Source organism: Pseudomonas huaxiensis (genome assembly GCF_003231275.1).
Lineage (GTDB): Bacteria > Pseudomonadota > Gammaproteobacteria > Pseudomonadales > Pseudomonadaceae > Aquipseudomonas > Aquipseudomonas huaxiensis.
The window spans coordinates 44,149-60,878 of record NZ_QKVL01000031.1 but is presented as its reverse complement, the minus strand read 5'-3'; the positions used below and the strand labels follow the sequence as shown (position 1 = coordinate 60,878).

Below are 16,730 nucleotides of genomic sequence, written 5' to 3'. Positions count from 1 at the left end.
TTAGGAGAGCTTGCATGAGTCTGCAAGGTAAAGTTGCATTGGTCACCGGCGCCAGCCGTGGTATTGGTCAAGCCATCGCACTGGAGCTGGGGCGCCAGGGCGCAACCGTCATCGGTACCGCCACTTCCGCTTCGGGTGCAGAGCGCATTGCTGCCACCCTGAAGGAGCACGGCATCACGGGTACCGGGCTGGAACTGAATGTCACCAGCGATGAATCTGTCAGCTCGGTTCTGGCTGCCATTCAGGCGCAGTTCGGTGCACCGACCATCCTGGTGAACAATGCCGGTATCACCCGCGACAACCTGATGATGCGGATGAAGGACGACGAGTGGTTCGATGTCATCGACACCAACCTCAACAGCCTCTACCGTTTGTCCAAGGGCGTTCTGCGTGGCATGACCAAGGCACGTTGGGGTCGTATCATCAGCATCGGCTCGGTGGTGGGTGCCATGGGTAATGCTGGCCAGGTGAACTATGCTGCGGCCAAGGCCGGTCTGGAAGGCTTCAGTCGTGCGCTGGCTCGCGAAGTCGGTTCCCGCGCTGTCACCGTGAACTCGGTGGCTCCCGGCTTTATCGATACCGACATGACCCGTGAGTTGCCGGAAGCTCAGCGCGAAGCGCTGCAGACGCAAATTCCGCTGGGTCGTCTGGGGCAGGCTGATGAAATCGCGAAAGTGGTTTCGTTCCTGGCATCCGACGGTGCGGCATACGTGACTGGTGCAACCATTCCAGTCAACGGCGGGATGTACATGTAGTCAAATGTGACGGATTGCTTTAAAAAAATGTCATACGAGCTGACTAAAATCCGTTATAAAGCTGCAATCAAATTCTAGGCAGCCGGCAGGTGTCATGTTCGAAGGGCGCTTTACGCTTGAAAAGCAGGCGTCTTTCTATAAACTTACACACCGGCCAGCTGCCTGACATATGTCCATTAGGAGTGAAAACAAGGTATGAGCACCATCGAAGAACGCGTCAAGAAAATCGTCGCCGAGCAACTGGGCGTTAAAGAAGAAGAAGTGAAAAACGAATCTTCTTTCGTAGAAGATCTGGGTGCCGATTCCCTTGATACCGTTGAGCTGGTGATGGCTCTGGAAGAGGAATTCGAGACCGAGATTCCTGACGAAGAAGCTGAAAAGATCACTACTGTTCAAGCTGCTATCGACTACGTCAACGCCCACCAGGCCTAAGACTTTGTAGTCGTTGCTTCTTGTCAGGGAAAAACCGCACTGCCTTTGCTGGCGTGCGGTTTTTTCTTTGCGAGAAATGTAGACATCCAGAATAAGGAGAGTGCTGTGTCGCGTAGACGCGTCGTGGTCACCGGTATGGGTATGCTGTCGCCATTGGGTACCGATGTACCGAGCAGTTGGCAGGGCATTCTGGCTGGCCGCAGTGGCATTGGTCTGATCGAGCATACAGACCTTTCTGCCTACTCCACCCGTTTTGGCGGCTCGGTAAAGGGCTTCGAGGTTGAGCAGTATCTGTCGCTCAAGGAAGCTCGCAAGCTCGATTTGTTCATTCAGTACGGTCTGGCTGCCGGTTTTCAGGCGGTTCGTAACGCCGGCCTGGAAGTTACCGATGCAAACCGTGAGCGTATCGGCGTGGCCATGGGTTCAGGCATCGGTGGCCTGACCAATATCGAAGAAACCAGTCGTACCTTGCATGATCAAGGCCCGCGGCGTATTTCGCCGTTCTTCGTGCCTGGCTCGATCATCAACATGATTTCCGGTTTCCTGTCCATCCACCTGGGTGTGCAGGGGCCTAACTACGCCATCGCCACGGCCTGTACCACGGGTACTCATTGCATTGGCATGGCGGCGCGCAACATCGCTTTCGGCGAAGCTGATGTGATGATTGCCGGCGGTGCCGAGATGGCTGCCTGCGGCCTCGGCATGGGCGGCTTTGGTGCTTCGCGTGCACTGTCGACCCGCAATGACGAGCCGACTCGCGCCAGTCGCCCTTGGGATAAAGGCCGCGATGGTTTCGTGCTGTCAGATGGTGCCGGTGCCCTGGTGCTGGAAGAGCTGGAGCACGCCAAGGCTCGAGGCGCAACCATCTACGCCGAGCTGGTTGGTTTCGGCATGAGTGGTGACGCCTACCATATGACTTCGCCGCCCGAAGACGGCGCCGGCGCTGCTCGCTGCATGGCCAACGCCCTGCGTGATGCACGTGTCGACCCGGCCGAGGTCAATTACATCAACGCCCACGGCACGTCGACGCCGGCGGGTGACCTGGCGGAAGTTGCTGCGGTCAAGTCGGTGTTCGGCGAGCACGCTTATAAGCTGGCTGTCAGCTCGACCAAGTCGATGACCGGTCACTTGCTGGGTGCTGCAGGTGCTGTCGAGGCGATCTTCAGTGTTCTGGCGATCAACGGGCAGGTGGCGCCACCCACCATCAACCTGGACGAGCCCGATGTGGGTTGTGATCTGGATTTTGTTCCGCATGAGGCGCGCAACATGCCCATCGATGTGGTTCTGTCCAACTCGTTCGGCTTTGGCGGTACCAACGGTTCGCTGGTGTTCCGCCGGTTCGCGGGCTGATGCAAGCCTGGGTCGATGGTCACAGTGCCGATTCCCTGGCGCTGCACAACCGCGGCCTGGCTTACGGCGATGGCCTGTTCGAGACCATCGCTGTCATCGCAGGGCGACCGTCCCTGCTTGAATATCACCTCGACCGCCTGGCGCTGGGTTGCCAGCGTCTGGCGATCGAGGCTGATCACGCGCTGATTCGTGATGAGCTGTGTCGATACGCCGCCTTGCTTGACAATGGCGTGCTCAAGCTCATTCTCACCCGGGGTGATAGCCAGCGAGGCTACGCCGCCGCTGCAGGTGCGATTCCGCGCCGTATCCTTCAGGGCAATCCTGCCCCCACCTATCCCATGGAGCATGCCGAGCAGGGGGTCCGCCTCTTTGCCTGCCGTACCCGATTGGCCGAGCAGCCTTTGTTGGCGGGTCTCAAGCATCTCAATCGTCTGGAGCAGGTCCTGGCTCGCGCTGAATGGCAGAGCGCCGAGTACGCGGAAGGATTGATGCTGGATGTGTCTGGTCGTGTGATCGAAGGGGTCTACAGCAACCTGTTCCTGGTGCGCAACAATGCCCTGCTCACTGCTGACCTGAGTCGCTGCGGTGTTGCCGGGGTGATGCGTGCTGCCTTGCTGGAGGCTGCAGCCGGGGAGGGCGTCGCGGTGAGCGTCACCGACCTGTCGATGGCAGACCTCGAGCAGGCCGATGAAGTGTTCGTCTGCAACAGCGTCTACGGCATCTGGCCGGTGCGTTCATTTGCATCGCTGAACTGGTCGCCGGGGCCTCTCACCCGTAAACTGCAGGCCATTGCCCGTACGCTACTGGATGCCTGATTCGTGAGACGTAAATTGTTGCTGTTGCTGGAGATCGGTTTGATCCTGGCCGGCCTGGTGCTTGGGTATTCCGCCTGGAAAGTCAGTTCAGCGGTGAAGCAGCCGCTGCACCTGTCCGGCGAGGAATTGCTGGATGTCCCTACGGGCACTAACCCCAATCGCATGTTCTACCGCATGGAAAGCGGCGGCCTGATCGAGGACGCGTTCTGGTTGCGCCTCTACTGGCGCTTCAACATGGCGGGCGTGCCGCTGCACACCGGTGAATACCGGATGACGCCCGGCATGACCGTTCGCGACCTCTTCGAAGACTGGCGACGTGGCGACGTCGTGCAATACAACCTTACCCTGGTCGAGGGCTGGACCTTCCGCCAGGTGCGCTCCGCGCTGGCAAAGCATGACAAGATCAAGCACACCCTCGACGGTCTGAGTGACAGCGAAGTGATGGATCGCCTGGGGCATCCCGCTGTTTTCCCTGAAGGCCGTTTCTTTCCGGACACCTACAAATTCGTTCGCGGCATGACGGACGAAGAGCTGCTGCAGCAGGCATACGCTCGCCTGGAAGAAGTCCTGGCGAAGGAGTGGGCCGAGCGTCCCGCTGATCTGCCTTATCGCGACCCCTACCAGGCGCTGATCATGGCCTCGCTGGTTGAGAAGGAAACCGGCATTGCGCAGGAGCGCGGGCAGATTGCCGGTGTGTTTGTCCGGCGGATGCGCATCGGCATGCTGCTGCAGACCGATCCGACAGTCATCTACGGCATGGGCGAACGCTATAACGGCAAGATCACCCGTGCCGACCTGCGTGAATCCACGCCCTACAACACCTATGTGATTCCCGGGTTACCGCCGACGCCGATCGCCATGGTCGGCCGCGAAGCGATTCATGCGGCGCTCAATCCCGCGTCGGGAAGTAGCCTGTACTTTGTTGCCCGTGGCGATGGCAGTCATGTGTTCTCCGATGACCTGGATGCGCACAATTCGGCGGTCCGCGAGTATCAGCTCAAGCGTCGCGCAGACTATCGCTCCAGCCCGGCGCCTCAGTCGGCAAATGGCAGCGGGCAGTCGGCGCCCACTGAACAACAGGACACGCCTGCCGAGCCTGCGGAGACCCCGGCTGCACCGATCGAGGCGCCTGCCACTGGCGAATCTCCTTCGCAATGAACACTAACGAGGACGGCTTGTGAGCGGTTTGTTTATTACCCTGGAAGGTCCGGAAGGCGCGGGCAAGAGCACCAACCGTGACTATCTGGCCGGGCACCTGCGCGACCAGGGTCTGGATGTGGTGCTGACCCGTGAGCCTGGTGGTACGCCACTGGCCGAGCGGATTCGCGAGCTGTTGCTGGCCCCCAGCGACGAGAAAATGAACGCCGATACCGAGCTGTTGCTGGTGTTTGCCGCCCGGGCCCAGCATCTGGCCGAGGTGATTCGTCCTGCGTTGGCGCGTGGCGCCGTTGTTCTGTGCGATCGCTTTACCGATGCCACCTATGCCTACCAAGGCGGTGGGCGCGGTCTGAGCGTCGAGCGCATCGCGATGTTGGAACAGTTTGTCCAGGGTGGCTTGCAGCCGGACCTGACCCTGTTGTTCGACCTGCCGGTAGAAGTGGGTCTGTCCCGCGCTGCCGCGCGGGGACGTCTGGACCGTTTCGAGCAGGAAGGGCAGGACTTCTTCCAGGCTGTGCGTCAGGCCTATCTCAATCGCGCCAAGGCGGATCCTCAGCGTTATCGTCTGATCGACGCGGCGCAGCCGCTGGTTCAGGTTCAGCAGTCGCTGGATGGCCTGGTCGGGCAGGTCGTGGAGCGTTGCCGTGGCTGAGGCCTTTCCATGGCAGGCGACGCTCTGGCAGCAGCTTGCCGGACGCAGCCGTCATGCCCACGCCTATCTGCTGCATGGTCCGCAGGGTATTGGCAAGCGTGCACTGGCCGAGCGCCTGATGGCGCTGTTGTTGTGCCAGCGGCCGGAGGCGTTGCAGGCGTGTGGCCAGTGCAAGTCTTGCATGTTGCTGGCCGCGGGTAGCCATCCGGACAACTACGTGTTGGAACCGGAAGAGGCGGACAAGCCTATCAAGGTGGATCAGGTTCGTGACCTGGTCGGCTTCGTCACCCAGACCGCCCAATTGGGCGGACGCAAGCTGGTCCTGATCGAGCCTGTCGAAGCGATGAACGTGAATGCCGCCAATGCCTTGCTCAAGAGCCTTGAGGAGCCTTCGGGCAATACCGTGCTGTTGCTGGTCACTCATCAGCCAAGCCGCCTGCTGCCTACGATCAAGAGCCGCTGCCAGCAAGTGGCCTGCCCTCAGCCGAGCGAAGCGCAGAGCCTCGCGTGGCTTGCCTCGGCGCTACCGGATTGTGATGAGTCCGAGCGCGCCGAGCTGCTGAGCCTGGCCGCAGGCTCCCCGTTAATGGCTGTCAGCCTGCAGGCGCAGGGTGTGCGTGATCATCGGGCCCAGGTGGTTGAAGGGGTGAAGAAACTGCTCAAGCAACAGCAATCCCCGACTCAACTTGCCGAATCCTGGAATGCCATTTCCCTGCTGCATCTTTTTGACTGGTTCTGCGACTGGTCGAACCTGATCCTGCGCTATCAGTTGACCCAGGATGAAGACGGCCTTGGCTTGGCCGATATGCGCAAGGTGGTCCAGTACATGGCGCAGAAGAGCTCGCAGGCCAAGGTGCTGGAAATTCAGGACTGGATTCTTGCCCAGCGGCAGAAAGTCCTGTCCAAAGCCAACCTCAATCGCGTGCTGTTGCTCGAAGCGCTGCTGGCCTCCTGGGCCATGCTGCCGGGTCAGCGCTGATCAGTCGCGTTTCCAATTCCTTTCAGTGTTGTCATTTCGCCATGCTCGTAGATTCCCATTGTCACCTTGATCGCCTTGACCTTTCCGCCCATGACGGTTCCCTGGATGCCGCGCTGGCCGCCGCGCGGGCCCGCGGGGTGGGGCATTTTCTCTGTATCGGGGTGAGTGCCGACAACGCGGCCCAGGTCAAAGCGCTGACGGAGCGCTATGAGGATGTCGATTGTTCGGTGGGTATCCATCCGCTCGACCTGGCGCCGGGGGAGGCGCCGGCACTGGACTGGCTGCTGCAGGAACTGAACCACCCCAATGTCGTCGCGATTGGCGAGACCGGGCTGGATTATCACTACGAGCCGGAGGCGGCCGATGTGCAGCAAGCGTCGTTCCGACTGCACCTGGATGCTGCGCGCATCACCGGCAAACCGGTAGTTATCCACACCCGCGCGGCGCGGGCGGACACCCTCACACTGCTGCGCGAGGCGGCACTGCCGCAGGCCGGAGTGCTGCACTGTTTCACCGAAGATTGGGAGATGGCGCGTGCAGCGCTGGACCTGGGCTATTACATCTCGTTGTCGGGGATTGTCACGTTCCGTAATGCCGACGCTTTGCGGGATGTTGCTCGCCAGGTTCCTGCCGATCGCCTGCTGGTGGAAACCGACTCGCCCTACCTGGCGCCGATTCCGCATCGCGGCAAGCCAAACCTGCCGGAGTACGTCCGGGATGTTGCCGAGTTTATCGCCCTGGTTCGCGGTGAGCGTTATGAGCAATTGGCCGCTCAGACCACCGAGAATTTCCGTCGGCTGTTTCCGCTGGCCCAAGTGCGGCAGGGCTGAGTCCGGCGCGCGGGCAAAAAAAACCCGGGTTCTGGGGGGGGAATCCGGGTTAAGACCATTAGGAGTAAACAAAGGCGAACACTCCATGATCACCTTTACCGGCGCGACACTTGGGGGGATGTGCCACGCCGACAGTTCAAGTATTAGTCAGGATTGATAGGCTTCCAGCAGCAACTGCTCGTTTTTTAAACAGATTTGGAATACGCCCGTCGCTGCTGAGCACTCATCGCTCTGCAATTTCTCGCACTATTGCCAATGTTTCGTCGATTACGCGGCGTTCGGTGTAGAAATGTGGGGAAAAACGCACCCCCATGCCCCGCGGGATACATACCACCTGATTTTCCTTCAATCGCCGATGAACTTCCGCGTTATCCACGCCATCGATGCTGAAAGACACGATGCCGGCGCGACGTGCCGGATCCTGCGGACTGTGCAAGCGCACGCCGGGGATCGCGCCGAGTCCGTCGTGCAGCCAGCGCGCGCGTTCTGCGATAGCGGCGGCGACCTGTTCCATGCCGACTTCTTCAAGCAATGAAAGGCTGGCTTCGAGCGCTGCGGCGCCGAGCATGTTCGGGCTGCCGCATTCGAAGCGCCGGGCGCTTTGAGCAGGTTCCCAAGTGGTACGGTTGTAGTCGCCCATGTGTTCCAGCATGTGCCAGCCATATTCGCTGAGCTTCAGTTGCGGGCGAACCTCGGCACGGCAGTAGAACAGCCCAAGGCCTTCCGGGCCGAGCATCCATTTGTGGCCATCGGCCATGGCGAAGTCGCACTGGCAGGCTTGCGCATCGAAGGGCAGGGCACCGATCTGCTGGATAGCGTCGACACAAAACAGCACGCCGCGCTCGCGGCAGCCCTGGCCCAGGCGCACCAGGTCCATGCGCAGGCCGCTGGCGAACTGCACCGAGCTGATCGACATCAGTCGGGTTCGTGGGCCGCAGGCCGCCAGCAATGCGGCTTCCGGGTCGTCACCCTTGAGGTCGGCCTGGACCACTTCGACGCCCTGGCTCGCCAAGGCCTCCCAGACGATGCGGTTGGACGGAAATTCCTCGTTGCTGATGACGATCTGGTCGCCAGGCTGCCAGTCCAGTCCAAAGGCCACGAAGGACAAGGCCTCGGACGTGTTCTTGACCAGTGCGATGTCGTCCGTGGATGGTGCGTTGATCAGGCGCTGCAGGCGCTCGCGCAGACGCTGCTCCATGAGCATCCATTCCGGGTAGTCGCGGGCGCCCAGCCAAACGTTTTCCCGGGCGAAGCGGCTGACCGCCTCGCTGGCGCGTTTCGGCCAGGGTGCAACGGCCGCGTGATTCAGGTAGCGCAGGCCCGGGGCCTGTTCGAACTCTTCAGGAAACGTAGACATGGTTGGATGATCCGTGCATTTTGGCGCAAGTTAGGCATAATACTTGGCTTCGATTTTGATCCAGTCCTTCTTATGCAGAAAGAACCTCGTAAGGTCCGTGAGTTTCGTCGCCGTGAGCAAGAAATTCTCGATACCGCACTCAAGCTGTTTCTCGAACAGGGTGAAGACAGCGTCACCGTCGAGATGATCGCTGATGCAGTGGGTATCGGCAAAGGCACGATCTACAAGCACTTCAAATCCAAGGCGGAGATCTACCTGCGCCTGATGCTCGACTATGAGCGCGATTTGAACCAATTGCTGCACTCCGCCGACGTCGACCGTGACAAGGAAGCCTTGTCGCGTGCCTATTTCGAATTCCGCATGCGTGATCCGCAACGTTACCGGTTGTTTGATCGCCTTGAAGAAAAGGTGGTCAAGGGGCATCAGGTTCCGGACATGGTCGAGGAACTGCACAAGATCCGTGCCTCGAACTTCGATCGTCTGACCCTGCTGATCAAGGGGCGCATCAGCGAAGGCAAGCTGGAAGATGTACCGCCGTACTTCCACTACTGCGCCGCCTGGGCGCTGGTGCACGGTGCCGTGGCGCTGTACCACTCGCCGTTCTGGAGCAACGTTCTGGAAGATCAGGAAGGTTTCTTCCAGTTCCTCATGGATATAGGCGTGCGCATGGGCAACAAGCGCAAGCGCGATCCGGAGCCTTCCGCTAGCTGATAGCCGTTTGCGACACAACGCTACTGGGCGCGACAGGGCGGGAATATACTTTGGATATGAGGCTTGCAAAAACCTGATTTATGAGTCAGGTTTCGCGAGCCCGATTCATCCATGCCGGAGTTTTCCATGATCGTCGACCGTCAAGGCAGGCGTTTTCGCAATTTGCGTGTCAGCCTTACCGCCGCCTGCAATTACGCCTGCACCTATTGCGTGCCTGACGGGAAACGACTGGTCGCGGCTCAGGACGAGCTGTCCGCCGAGGCCTTGGCCCGCGGCGTGGCTTACCTGATCGAGGCCGCTGGCATCGAGCGTCTGCGGGTAACCGGTGGCGAACCACTGGTCAGCCCCAAGCTGGAAGCCTTCCTCAAGACGGTCGCCGGATTCGGCCTGGACGACATCAGCCTCACCACAAACGGCCAGCTCCTGGCGCGCAAGCTTCCCTTGCTTTGCGAAACCGGCATCCGCCGGCTCAATGTCTCCCTCGATACCCTCGACGCTAGCACCTTCCGGAGCATCTCCCGTGGTGGCGACCTGGCCAGTGTGCTGGATGGCATGGCCCAGGCGGCGGCGACAGGCATGAAGATCAAGGTCAACATGGTGCCGCTGCGCGGGCAGAACCTCGATCAGGTCTTGCCGTTGCTGGAGTTCTGTCTGGAGCATGGCTACGAGCTGCGCTTCATCGAGTTGATGCGGATGGGTCACCTGGCCAAGGACAACAATGTGTTCCTGCAGCAGTTCGTCGGCCTTGAGCAGTTGCTGCAAGTCATCGGCGAGCGCTACGAGTACGCCCAGGCCGAAGCGCCGATCGATGCCACTGCGCTGCGTTATCGGGTCCCAGGGCGGGGTGTCTTTGGTGTGATCGCCAATGAAAGCGTACCTTTCTGCCGGACCTGCTCGCGGCTGCGCCTGTCCTCCACCGGCTGGCTTCATGGATGCCTGTCGTCGAGCAATCGACATTTCATTGGCGACCTGCTCGACCAGCCGCGCCATCAGGCCCTGCCGGCGTTGCAAGGGCTGTTGGTCAAGGCGCTGGGCGACAAGCAGAGCGTTGCCTTCTCCGGTGGCGCCACAGTGATGAAAATCATCGGCGGCTAGCTCGGCAAGCTGGCGCAAAATCTGCATCAGCGGGCTGTTCGCCGGTTTTCCGTCGCCGGCTCCTGGAGGAAAGATGCGTAGCCTGGTTCTGCTGATAGCGCTGATGGCGCTGGGTGGCTGCATGAATGTCAGCGACATGGGTGAGGGCGCCCGTTACCACATGAGCGATGCCGGTCTGCTCGATCACAGTGATACCCAGCGTTCGATGTCGCTGCGTTTGCAACCGGACTCATTCATTTTCATCGCCCAGGGCGCGTTCGTCCCGCCGGGTGGCGCCTATCCGCGGCCAAACGTGGTGGCGGAGGAGGCCTTCAAGGGCTTCATCGAATACTTCCCGCTGGTGCGTCGTGCCCAGGGCCCGATCGGCCTCGAACAGGCGCTGACCGAGGCGCGTGCGGTGGGAGCGCATTATCTGCTCTACACCCGCTTCGCCAAGGCGGACAACCGTATCGGCAACGGCGACGAATGGTACGACGAGCAGGCAGTCGACCGCCTCGGTATCGATACGGGTGTGGTGCAGATGATGCTTATCGAGACCAGCACCCGCTACCTGATCGATACCGCGCGGATTCGCAGCCGCGGCGGATTGCTGACGTTCCACGACAACAAGCCAGAAGATTTGCTCGGCCCGCCGCTCGAGAACTACGCTCGCTCGCTTCTGGGTCTGGGTCGCTGAGGATCACGCACAATGGCTGACACGGGCAAGGCCAACGACCTGTTGGCGCAAATTCCCAAGGCGGAAAAGGGCTTGCCGCCCGTCCATCTGTGGAATCCGGACTTCTGCGGCGATATCGACATGCGCATCGCCCGCGACGGTACCTGGTTCTACCTGGGGACGCCCATTGGCCGCAAACCCATGGTGCGGCTGTTTTCCACCATCATTCGCCGGGATGGTGACGATTATTTCCTGGTGACGCCGGTGGAGAAGGTGGGCATCAAGGTGGATGACGCGCCGTTCGTCGCGGTAAGTCTCGAGGTGCAAGGCAGCGGGGAGCAGCAGGTGCTGTGTTTCACCAGCAATGTCGAGGACCGGGTCGAGGCCGGCCCCGAGCATCCGTTGCGCTTCGTCATCGATCCTGTAACTCAGGAGCCTTCGCCCTACGTGCACATGCGCGCCAATCTCGAGGCGTTGATCCATCGCAATGTGTTTTATGAGTTGGTGGATCTGGCGGTCACCCGGAACATCGACGGCGAGGCGTGGCTGGGTGTCTGGAGTGCAGGGGTGTTCTATCCCATCGGGAAGGAATGAGCCTGAGGCGGGCGTCTGCGGTGGCGGGCGCCAGGCCTGCCAATAAGTATTTCCAGTCGGAAATAAAAAAACCTCCAGTGCTTGCGCATCTGGAGGTTTTCAGTATTTGGCTCCACGACCTGGACTCGAACCAGGGACCCAATGATTAACAGTCATTTGCTCTACCAACTGAGCTATCGCGGAATCTGTGGCGTATCTTACTGATTGCTAAAGGGAAGTCAAGCCTCCCTTTGGCAATCAGTGATTTTTACAGAACTTCGACAATCGCCTTGGTGACGACGTGAATATTGCTCTGGTTCAGCGTGGCAACGCAGATGCGGCCAGTGTCCAGTGCGTAGATGCCGTACTCGTCCTTCAGACGGGTAACCTGCTCAACGCTCAGGCCAGAGTAGGAGAACATGCCGCGTTGGCGACCGACGAAGCTGAAGTCACGCTTGGCGCCGTATTCAGCCAGCAGTTCGACCATCTGCTTGCGCATGCCGTGGATGCGGCCGCGCATTTCACCCAGCTCGGTTTCCCACATCTGACGCAGCTCGGCGCTGTTCAGTACCGCGGCGACGATGCTGGCACCGTGCGTTGGCGGGTTGGAGTAGGTGGTGCGGATCACGCGTTTGACCTGGGACAGCACGCGAGTGCTTTCTTCCTTGGCGCTGGTGACGATCGACAGGGCACCGACACGCTCGCCATACAGCGAGAACGACTTGGAGAACGAGCTGGAAACGAAGAAGTCCAGGCCCGACTCTGCAAACAGGCGTACCGCGAAGGCGTCTTCGGCAATGCCGTCGCCGAAGCCTTGGTAAGCCATGTCCAGGAACGGAACGTGCCCTTTGGCCTTGATGACTTCCAGGACGTTTTTCCAGTCCGCCAGGCTCAGGTCCACACCGGTCGGGTTATGGCAGCAGGCGTGCAGGACGATGATCGAACCGGCTGGCAGTTCGTTCAGGTCTTCCAGCATGCCGGAGCGGTTGACGTCGTTGCTCGGCGCGTCGTAGTAGCGATAGTTCTGCACCGGGAAACCAGCGGTTTCGAACAGGGCGCGGTGGTTTTCCCAGCTCGGGTCGCTGATGGCGACGACGGCGTTCGGCGACAGCTGCTTGAGGAAGTCGGCACCAATTTTCAGCGCACCAGTACCACCGACGGCTTGAACGGTCACCACACGGCCTTCGGCCAGCAATGGAGACTCGGCACCGAACAGCAGTTTCTGAACAGCCTGGTCGTAGGCAGCGATACCGTCGATTGGCAGGTAGCCGCGGGAAGCGTGCTGTGCAGCACGTTGGGTTTCGGCTTCGATGACCGCACGCAGCAGTGGGATGCGTCCTTCTTCGTTGCAGTAGACGCCTACGCCCAAGTTGACCTTGTTGGTACGTGGATCGGCGTTGAATGCTTCGTTGAGGCCCAGAATGGGATCGCGTGGTGCCAGCTCGACAGCGGAAAACAGGCTCATTATTACCTTGGCTCTGAATTGGAGGGTGAGTAGGGTTTGCACGCTCCAGCCGAATGCACTAGAGCGGTGCACAAACGGGGAGTCAGTATAGTGATACCGACCGGTCACGGCGACAGTCTGCCGCAGCTTTTCCTGCTGTTTGTGGGAATATTTTTCGACCGTTAGTCGAATCCTTCAGTCAACAGTAGGAAATGCACTGCGCGCTGGGTTGAAACTGGCGTAGGGCGCCTTCAATTGGGTATAAGTACTGTCTAAAAATACAGGTACCTGTATTCGCACTTAACCAGGGGTTCGTCATGTCCGAGTTTCAGCTCGTCACCCGTTTCCAGCCGGCCGGCGACCAGCCGGAAGCCATCCGCCTGATGGTCGAGGGCATCGAAGCCGGGCTGGCGCACCAGACCCTGCTGGGTGTGACCGGTTCGGGCAAGACCTTCAGCATCGCCAACGTGATCGCTCAGGTGCAGCGCCCGACCCTGGTGCTGGCGCCGAACAAGACCCTGGCAGCGCAGCTCTACGGCGAGTTCAAGGCGTTCTTCCCGAACAACTCGGTCGAGTATTTCGTCTCCTACTACGACTACTACCAGCCGGAAGCCTACGTACCGTCGTCCGACACCTTCATCGAGAAGGACGCCTCGATCAACGATCACATCGAGCAGATGCGACTATCGGCGACCAAGGCGTTGCTGGAGCGGCGCGATGCGATCATCGTCACCACCGTTTCCTGTATCTACGGTCTGGGCAGCCCGGAAACCTACCTGAAGATGGTCCTGCACGTGGACCGTGGCGACAAACTCGACCAGCGTGCCCTGTTGCGCCGTCTGGCCGACCTGCAATACACCCGCAACGAGATGGATTTTGCCCGTGCGACCTTCCGGGTTCGCGGCGATGTGATCGATGTGTATCCCGCCGAATCCGACCTGGAGGCGATCCGCATCGAGCTGTTCGACGATGAAGTGGAAAGCCTCTCCGCCTTCGATCCGTTGACCGGCGAGGTGATTCGCAAGCTGGCGCGATTCACCTTCTACCCGAAAAGCCACTACGTCACTCCGCGGGAAACCCTGCTCGGTGCGGTGGAGGGGATCAAGGAAGAACTCAAGGACCGCCTGGAATACCTGCACAAGTCCAACAAGCTGGTGGAAGCCCAGCGCCTGGAACAGCGGACCCGTTTCGACCTGGAGATGATCCTCGAGTTGGGCTACTGCAACGGCATCGAAAACTACTCGCGCTACCTTTCCGGGCGTCCGGCCGGGGCGCCGCCGCCAACCCTCTACGACTATCTGCCGCCCGATGCGCTGCTGGTGATCGACGAATCCCATGTCAGCGTTCCGCAGGTCGGGGCGATGTACAAAGGCGACCGCTCGCGCAAGGAAACCTTGGTGGAGTACGGCTTCCGCCTGCCGTCGGCGCTGGACAACCGGCCCATGCGTTTCGACGAGTGGGAGAGCGTCAGTCCACAGACCATCTTTGTTTCCGCTACGCCCGGTGTTTACGAGGCCGAGCATGCCGGCCGGGTGGTGGAGCAGGTGGTGCGGCCGACCGGCCTGGTCGACCCGCAGGTGGAAATTCGCCCGGCGCTGACCCAGGTCGACGATCTGCTGTCGGAGATCCGCAAGCGCGTGGCCGTGGAAGAGCGTGTGCTGGTCACCACCCTGACCAAGCGCATGGCCGAGGACTTGACCGACTACCTGGCCGACCACGATGTGCGGGTGCGCTACCTGCACTCGGATATCGATACGGTGGAGCGCGTCGAAATCATCCGCGACCTGCGCCTCGGCACCTTCGATGTGCTGGTGGGGATCAACCTGCTGCGTGAGGGCCTGGACATGCCGGAAGTGTCGCTGGTGGCGATCCTTGACGCCGACAAAGAGGGTTTCCTGCGGTCCGAGCGCTCGCTGATCCAGACCATCGGCCGGGCGGCGCGTAACCTCAATGGCCGGGCGATTCTGTACGCCGACCGGATGACCGGCTCGATGCAGCGCGCGATCGATGAAACCGAGCGCCGCCGCGAGAAGCAGGTCGCCTTCAACCTGGCCAACGGCATCGTGCCCAAAGGCGTGGTCAAGGACATCACTGACATCCTCGAAGGCGCCAATGTGCCGGGCTCGCGCAGCAAGAAGCGCAAAGGCATGGCCAAGGCCGCGGAGGAGAGCGCTCGCTACGAAGCCGAGCTGCGTTCGCCGGGCGAGATCGCCAAGCGAATCAAGCAGCTTGAAGAGAAGATGTATCAGTTGGCACGGGACCTGGAGTTCGAGGCGGCGGCGCAAATGCGTGATGAGATCACCCAGTTGCGTGAGCGCTTGCTTACCGTGTGATGGTTCTGTCGCTCATGACGGCCAAGTCGCTGGCCAAGCGGTGCTCCGCTTGCCAGCGATCAGCTCAGTGCGCTTCTCCGGCCTTCAAGCCCTGCGGCAATTTCCGGGTCAATACGACCGCCACCATGCTGATCGCCAGACCGATCCCAACGAAATGGAAGGCATCGTTGTAGGCCATGATCAGCGCCTGCTGATGAACGATTTCGCTCAGCTTGCCCAGTGCAGCAGTCTCGCTGCCCAGCTTCTCCGTCAGCAATGCCAGCCGTTCCGCGACTTGCGGGTTGGTCGGCACCACCGATTCCCGCAAATAGTCGAAATAGGTCTTGGCCCGGGCGTCCAGCAAGGTTGCCAGCAGAGCGATGCCGATGGCGCCGCCCAGGTTGCGCAGGATGTTGAACAGGCTCGACGCCGAGCCGGCGTCCTGCGGCTGGATATACGCCGTGGCAATCAGCGAGATGGTCACCATGATCATCGGTTGGCCAAGGGCGCGGATGATCTGGATATGGTTGAACTGGCTGCCGGCGAAATCCGGATTGAGCACCCCGGAGCTGAAACTGGCCAAGCCAAAGAGCCCAAAGCCCAGGGCGCAGAGGATCTTCGGCGAAATCACCTTCATCAATTGCGGCACCAGCGGAATCAGGAATAACTGCGGGATGCCCATCCACATGATCACTTCGCCGATCTGCAGCGCGTTGTAGTTCTGGATCTGCGCCAGATACAGGGGCAGTAGATAGATCGAGCCATACAGCCCCACGCCCATCCCCAGGCTGGCAATGCTCGACAGGCCGAAGTTGCGGTTCTTGAGGATTCGCAGGTTGATCAGCGGGTTCGGCTTGGACAACTGCAGGATCACGAAGGTGATCAGACTGACCACCGCGATGCTGCCCAGGCCGACGATCAGGCTCGACTCCAGCCAGTCCTTGCGGTGCCCTTCTTCAAGAAACACCTGCAGGCAACCCAGGCCCACGCCGAGAGTGACGATGCCGGCGTAATCGGTGCTTTTCAGCAGCTCCCAGTGGGCTTCCTTCTTTTCCAGGCCATAGAGCAAGCCGGCGATCATGATCAGGCCGGGTGGGATGTTGATGTAGAAGATGTACTCCCAGCCCCAGTTTTCTGTCAGCCAACCTCCCAGGGTCGGCCCGATCGAGGGCGCGAAGGTCGCGGTCATGGCAAACATCGCCATGCCCTTGGCGCGATGGTGCTCGGGCAGCTTGATCAGGGTCAGGGTGAAGGCCAGCGGGATCAATGCCCCGCCGGTAAAGCCCTGCATGGCGCGGAAGATGATCATGCTCTCGAGGTTCCAGGCCATCGAGCACAACAGCGAGGAAGCGAGGAAGCCGAGGGACACCCACACCGCGAGTCGCCGGGCCGAGAGCAACTGCACCAGCCAGGCCGTGAGCGGAATCATGATGATTTCGGCTACAAGGTACGAGGTTGAAATCCACGAGCCTTCTTCCAGCGTCGCTGACAGCGCGCCCTGGATATCCTTGAGCGACGAGTTGGTGATCTGGATGTCCAGCACCGCCATGAAGGCACCGAGCATCACGCTCATCACGGCAATCCAGTCGCGCCGGCTCGGTTCGCCGACGGG

16 protein-coding genes and 1 tRNA gene are annotated in these 16,730 nt (G+C 60.5%); 13 read left to right on the top strand and 4 right to left on the bottom strand.

The window, feature by feature from the left end:
• Positions 1–14 precede the first annotated feature (14 nt).
• From fabG to DM374_RS24630, 8 genes are all read left to right on the top strand, one after another.
• Complete coding sequence (gene fabG, locus DM374_RS24665) at positions 15–755, top strand: 3-oxoacyl-ACP reductase FabG (RefSeq protein ID WP_095155615.1); 741 nt, start codon at positions 15–17, stop codon at positions 753–755.
• A gap of 195 nt (positions 756–950) precedes the next feature.
• Positions 951–1,187: an acyl carrier protein gene (acpP, locus tag DM374_RS24660; RefSeq protein WP_110972222.1), complete on the top strand. Its 237-nt coding sequence runs from the start codon at positions 951–953 to the stop codon at positions 1,185–1,187.
• A 105-nt stretch (positions 1,188–1,292) separates the two neighbouring features.
• Complete coding sequence (gene fabF, locus DM374_RS24655) at positions 1,293–2,537, top strand: beta-ketoacyl-ACP synthase II (protein ID WP_110972221.1); 1,245 nt, start codon at positions 1,293–1,295, stop codon at positions 2,535–2,537.
• Positions 2,537–3,352: an aminodeoxychorismate lyase gene (gene pabC, locus DM374_RS24650; RefSeq protein WP_110972220.1), complete on the top strand. Its 816-nt coding sequence runs from the start codon at positions 2,537–2,539 to the stop codon at positions 3,350–3,352. The genes fabF and pabC overlap by 1 nt, the downstream gene beginning before the upstream one ends.
• Positions 3,353–3,355: 3 nt before the next feature.
• Complete coding sequence (mltG, locus tag DM374_RS24645; RefSeq protein WP_110972219.1) at positions 3,356–4,510, top strand: endolytic transglycosylase MltG; 1,155 nt, start codon at positions 3,356–3,358, stop codon at positions 4,508–4,510.
• A gap of 19 nt (positions 4,511–4,529) precedes the next feature.
• On the top strand, positions 4,530–5,162 hold the full coding sequence (gene tmk, locus DM374_RS24640) for a dTMP kinase (protein ID WP_110972218.1): 633 nt from the start codon (positions 4,530–4,532) through the stop codon (positions 5,160–5,162).
• Positions 5,155–6,141 (top strand): DNA polymerase III subunit delta', encoded by a 987-nt coding sequence (locus DM374_RS24635; protein ID WP_110972217.1) that lies wholly within the window; start codon positions 5,155–5,157, stop codon positions 6,139–6,141. The genes tmk and DM374_RS24635 overlap by 8 nt, the downstream gene beginning before the upstream one ends.
• A 41-nt stretch (positions 6,142–6,182) precedes the next feature.
• Positions 6,183–6,971 carry a TatD family hydrolase gene (locus tag DM374_RS24630; protein ID WP_110972216.1) on the top strand — a complete coding sequence of 263 codons (789 nt, stop codon included), beginning with the start codon at positions 6,183–6,185 and terminating at the stop codon, positions 6,969–6,971.
• 223 nt (positions 6,972–7,194) lie between these two features.
• Here the strand turns inward: DM374_RS24630 and DM374_RS24625 are convergent, their stop codons facing one another.
• Positions 7,195–8,328 carry an aminotransferase class V-fold PLP-dependent enzyme gene (locus DM374_RS24625; RefSeq protein ID WP_110972215.1) on the bottom strand — a complete coding sequence of 378 codons (1,134 nt, stop codon included), beginning with the start codon at positions 8,326–8,328 and terminating at the stop codon, positions 7,195–7,197.
• A 72-nt stretch (positions 8,329–8,400) separates the two neighbouring features.
• On the opposite strand from DM374_RS24625, the gene DM374_RS24620 reads away from it, so the two are divergent.
• The 4 genes from DM374_RS24620 to DM374_RS24605 all read left to right on the top strand — a co-directional run bounded on the left by DM374_RS24620 (position 8,401) and on the right by DM374_RS24605 (position 11,383).
• The gene (locus DM374_RS24620; protein WP_042122274.1) at positions 8,401–9,039 is read left to right on the top strand and encodes a TetR/AcrR family transcriptional regulator; all 639 of its coding nucleotides are present in this window, start codon (positions 8,401–8,403) and stop codon (positions 9,037–9,039) included.
• A 126-nt stretch (positions 9,040–9,165) separates the two neighbouring features.
• Entirely contained in the window at positions 9,166–10,134 is a 969-nt protein-coding gene (locus tag DM374_RS24615) for a GTP 3',8-cyclase MoaA (RefSeq protein WP_110972214.1), read from the top strand.
• A gap of 73 nt (positions 10,135–10,207) precedes the next feature.
• Positions 10,208–10,810 (top strand): DUF4823 domain-containing protein, encoded by a 603-nt coding sequence (locus tag DM374_RS24610; RefSeq protein WP_110972213.1) that lies wholly within the window; start codon positions 10,208–10,210, stop codon positions 10,808–10,810.
• 12 nt (positions 10,811–10,822) lie between these two features.
• Positions 10,823–11,383, top strand: coding sequence for a DUF1285 domain-containing protein (locus DM374_RS24605; protein ID WP_110972212.1), 561 nt, complete (start codon positions 10,823–10,825; stop codon positions 11,381–11,383).
• A 107-nt stretch (positions 11,384–11,490) separates the two neighbouring features.
• On the opposite strand, the gene DM374_RS24600 is transcribed toward DM374_RS24605, so the two are convergent.
• Together DM374_RS24600 and DM374_RS24595 are read right to left on the bottom strand one after the other, a co-directional pair.
• Positions 11,491–11,566 (bottom strand) — tRNA-Asn (locus tag DM374_RS24600).
• A gap of 64 nt (positions 11,567–11,630) precedes the next feature.
• Positions 11,631–12,827 carry an amino acid aminotransferase gene (locus DM374_RS24595; protein WP_110972211.1) on the bottom strand — a complete coding sequence of 399 codons (1,197 nt, stop codon included), beginning with the start codon at positions 12,825–12,827 and terminating at the stop codon, positions 11,631–11,633.
• Positions 12,828–13,123: 296 nt separating this feature from the next.
• On the opposite strand from DM374_RS24595, the gene uvrB reads away from it, so the two are divergent.
• Positions 13,124–15,139, top strand: a complete 2,016-nt coding sequence (gene uvrB, locus DM374_RS24590; protein ID WP_110972210.1) for an excinuclease ABC subunit UvrB — start codon at positions 13,124–13,126, stop codon at positions 15,137–15,139.
• 64 nt (positions 15,140–15,203) lie between these two features.
• Here uvrB and DM374_RS24585 read toward each other — a convergent pair whose 3' ends face one another.
• Positions 15,204–16,694, bottom strand: a complete 1,491-nt coding sequence (locus DM374_RS24585) for an MDR family MFS transporter (protein WP_177431603.1) — start codon at positions 16,692–16,694, stop codon at positions 15,204–15,206.
• Positions 16,695–16,730: the final 36 nt, after the last annotated feature.